4 protein-coding genes and 1 pseudogene are annotated in these 3351 nt (G+C 71.8%); 3 read left to right on the top strand and 2 right to left on the bottom strand.

Annotation, left to right across the window (positions count from 1 at the left end):
* Positions 1-46 precede the first annotated feature (46 nt).
* Together GH736_RS19540 and GH736_RS19535 are read left to right on the top strand one after the other, a co-directional pair.
* Entirely contained in the window at positions 47-1063 is a 1017-nt protein-coding gene (locus tag GH736_RS19540) for a LacI family DNA-binding transcriptional regulator (RefSeq protein ID WP_159606313.1), read from the top strand.
* A 190-nt stretch (positions 1064-1253) separates the two neighbouring features.
* The gene (locus GH736_RS19535) at positions 1254-1790 is read left to right on the top strand and encodes a methylated-DNA--[protein]-cysteine S-methyltransferase (RefSeq protein ID WP_159606311.1); all 537 of its coding nucleotides are present in this window, start codon (positions 1254-1256) and stop codon (positions 1788-1790) included.
* Between the two features lie 13 nt (positions 1791-1803).
* On the opposite strand, the gene GH736_RS19530 is transcribed toward GH736_RS19535, so the two are convergent.
* Positions 1804-2220 carry a CBS domain-containing protein gene (locus GH736_RS19530; RefSeq protein ID WP_159606309.1) on the bottom strand — a complete coding sequence of 139 codons (417 nt, stop codon included), beginning with the start codon at positions 2218-2220 and terminating at the stop codon, positions 1804-1806.
* Positions 2221-2320: 100 nt separating this feature from the next.
* Entirely contained in the window at positions 2321-3037 is a 717-nt protein-coding gene (locus GH736_RS19525) for a DUF1345 domain-containing protein (RefSeq protein ID WP_159606307.1), read from the bottom strand.
* Between the two features lie 180 nt (positions 3038-3217).
* On the opposite strand from GH736_RS19525, the pseudogene GH736_RS25235 reads away from it, so the two are divergent.
* Positions 3218-3351: pseudogene (locus tag GH736_RS25235) on the top strand (carbohydrate ABC transporter permease); the annotation flags it as partial.

Genomic DNA, 3351 nt, shown 5'->3' with positions numbered 1-3351 from the left:
GGGCGGCGCAGCGCGCCGTCGCGCCGGCCGCACCTACACTGGCCACGTGAGCGAGCACGCGCCCAAGCGGCGACCGACGATCGAGGACGTCGCCCGTGAGTCGGGCGTCTCCCGCGGAACCGTCTCGCGCGTGCTGAACGGCGGGCACTGGGTGAGCCCGACCGCCCGCGAGGCCGTCGAGCGTGCGATCAAGAAGACCGGGTACCGCATCAACCCGCACGCCCGGAACCTCGCGACCGCCCGTGCCAACTCGATCGCCTTCCTCCTCACCGAGTCGCAGGACCGCCTCTTCGAGGACCCCAACTTCTCGACCCTCATGCGGGGAGCGGCCGACGCGCTCGCCGAACGCGACCTGCCGCTCGTGCTGCTCATGGCCGGGTCCGACGACGAGCAGCGGCGCGCGACCGAGTTCATCATGGGCGGACACGTCGACGGCGCGCTGCTCGTGTCGTCGCACCGGGGTCGCGAGGGCTTCCTCGCCGAGCTCGTCGCGGCCGAGGTACCGGTCGTCGCCTGCGGGGTGCCGCTCGGGTACGAGCGCCGCATCGGTTACGTCGCCGCCGACGACCTCGAGGGCGCCCGCGACCTCGTCGCCTACCTGCGAGACGCGGGCCGCAACCGCATCGCGACGATCACCGGACCGCCCGACACCTCGGGGGGTATCGGCCGCCTCGAGGGCTACCGGCAGGAGCTCGGCGACGCGTTCGACGAGCGCCTCGTCGCCGAGGGCGACTACTCGCGTGCGAGCGGCATGCGCGCAATGGCCGAGCTCCTCGACCGGGTGCCCGACCTCGACGCGGTGTTCGTGGCGAACGACGTGATGGCCGCCGGCGCCCTCGACGTGCTGCGCGAGCGCGGCATCCGCGTGCCCGATGACGTCGCCGTCGCCGGCTTCGACGACGCGCCCATCGCGACGCGCGTCTCACCCGAGCTCACCACGATGCGCCAGCCGTTCGAGCGCATCGCCCACGAGATGGTGCGCATGCTGCTCGACGTCATCGACGGGCGTCCGGCCGGCCGGATGACGCTGCCCACCGAGCTCGTGCGCCGCGCGTCGGCGTAGAGCCGCGCGGCGCGCGTCCGTCGGCTTCGACGGCGACGAAACGCAGGATATTCGGACACATGGGCCCGTATACGGGCTCATCGCGCCGAATCTCATGCGTTTCCCGCGCGTCGGCGTAGCCGGACGCAGAGGTCCGAATCCCGCCGTTGCAAGGGCCCGCGGATGCCGCAGCGCGGGTGAGGATGGAGGCATGACCCGCCGACACGCCACGATGCCGACCCCGCTCGGCGACCTGCTCGTCGTCGCGGACGACGGCGGCCCCGACGGGCGCCGGAGCGGCGCTCTCACCGGCGTGTACTTCCCGGGCCACTGGCACCCACCGGCATCCGGAACCATCGGCGAGGAGGTCGACGCGCACGGCGACGCCCTGTTCGAGCGGTTCGCCGCCGAGCTGGCCGAGTACCTCGAGAGGCGACGCACCGTGTTCGACCTGCCGCTGGCGCCCGACGGCGACGCCTTCCAGCACGCCGTCTGGACGATGCTGCGGGAGATCCCCTACGGCGAGACCACCTCGTACGGCGAGCTCGCCACGCGGCTCGGCGACCGCAACCTCGCCAGGCGCGTGGGCAACGCCGTGGGGCGGAACCCGCTCAGCATCCTCGTGCCGTGCCATCGCGTGGTCGGCGCCGACGGATCGCTCACCGGGTACGCGGGCGGCCTCGAGCGCAAGCGGTTCCTGCTCGAGCTCGAGGGCGCGCCCGTGGTCGCCCAGGCCCGGCTGTTCTGAGGGAGCCGGGAGCTCACTCCTCGGAGATCTCGGCCACGGTCTCGGCGACCTGCGAGACCGACAGCTCGCGCGCGATGTCGGCCTGGGCGATGATGCCCACGAGGTCGTGCCCGTCGATGACCGGCAGGCGGCGCACCTGATGCTCCTGCATCACCTCGAGCGCCTCGCGGATGTCGTCGTCGGCGCCGATCGTGACCGGCTTGCCCTCGGCGAGGCTTCCGGCAGTGACCGTGTTCGGGTCGCCGCCCTCGGCGATGCACTTCACCACGATGTCGCGGTCGGTGAGCATGCCCTTGAGGCGGTTGTCGTTCCCGCAGATCGGCATCGCGCCGACGTCGAGGTCGCGCAGCAGCCGCGCCGCCTCGACGAGGGTCTGGTCCTCCTTCACGCACTGGGGGTCGGGCGTCATGAGATCGCGTGCCACAGTCATCGGAGTCGTCCTTTCTCTGGGGTGTGTGCGGCATGCTACGCACGCGCCTCCGCCGCCGCGCGGGGGTTGACGCAGGGTGCCGGCCGACTCGCCTCGTGGCCTACTTGCCCATGATCGTGTTGAGCGCGAGCACGATGATGAACCCGTTGAAGAAGAAGCTGAGCACCGAGTGCCAGACGACCGTCCACCGGATGCGCGGGGTCGTCTCCACGTCGTTTGGCGTGAAGCTCGTGCCCACCATGAACGCCACGTAGACGAAGTCGAGCACGGTCGGTTCCGTCGTGTGCAGGAAGACGAGCGGCGGGCCGGATGCCGCGGCCGGGGCGCTGCCCGCCCGAGCCCGCCGCACGCGGCCCGGACCCTGGTGGTAGACGCGGTAGTAGATCTGCGCGAAGCCCCAGTGCAGGAACCCCCACGCGAGCAGCATCGCCCACACCCCGAAGAAGTCGATCGCGGTGCCGAAGGCGGGGTCGGATCGCAGCACGAGCAGCTCGCTCGCGGCCGAGATGCCGATGAAGCTCGACACGATGGTGATGAGCAACGATGCGAGGCGCCCGGGCGGCCTGGTGGAGATGAGGGTGGGCGTGCTCCGCCACGAGCTGCGCGAGATCCGCCCGAGCACGATCATCCAGCCGATCATGTACGCGGTGGAGAGCAGGCACCACAGGGCGAGGGAGATGATCTGGAAGTCGGTGCCCTGGTCGGCGAACACGAACGCCACGCCCACCACGAGCACGATCCCGAGCGCCACGAGGTTGAGCACCCGGCCCGCGCTCCGCGTGGCGACGACGACCCGCGACGCCGTGGCCTCCGACATGCGCGCCTCCCCCGTGAGCACCGAGCCCGCGACGCCGTGCGCGGCGCGTTCCCCTATGGTGCACCGGCGCGGGGCTCCGTGGCCAGAGGCGGGCGGATGTCGCGAGCGGATGCCGCGGCATCCGTCATGCTTGGACGCATGCCCGAACCCGCAGCTCCGTCGTCGCCCGAGGCGCGGGCCGCCCTCGCGGTGCTGGCCGCCGTGACGGTGACCTTCTCGAGCGCCATGGTGGCGTGGGGGTTCGCCTACTTCCGGTTCCGCGGGCGGGGTGCGCTGTTCGCCCTTGTGCTCGCGACGATGATGCTCCCCGGCGC

The organism is Agromyces humi, from assembly GCF_009720255.1.
In the GTDB taxonomy this organism is placed as follows: domain Bacteria; phylum Actinomycetota; class Actinomycetes; order Actinomycetales; family Microbacteriaceae; genus Agromyces; species Agromyces humi.
This window is presented reverse-complemented; position numbering and strand designations above follow the sequence as displayed.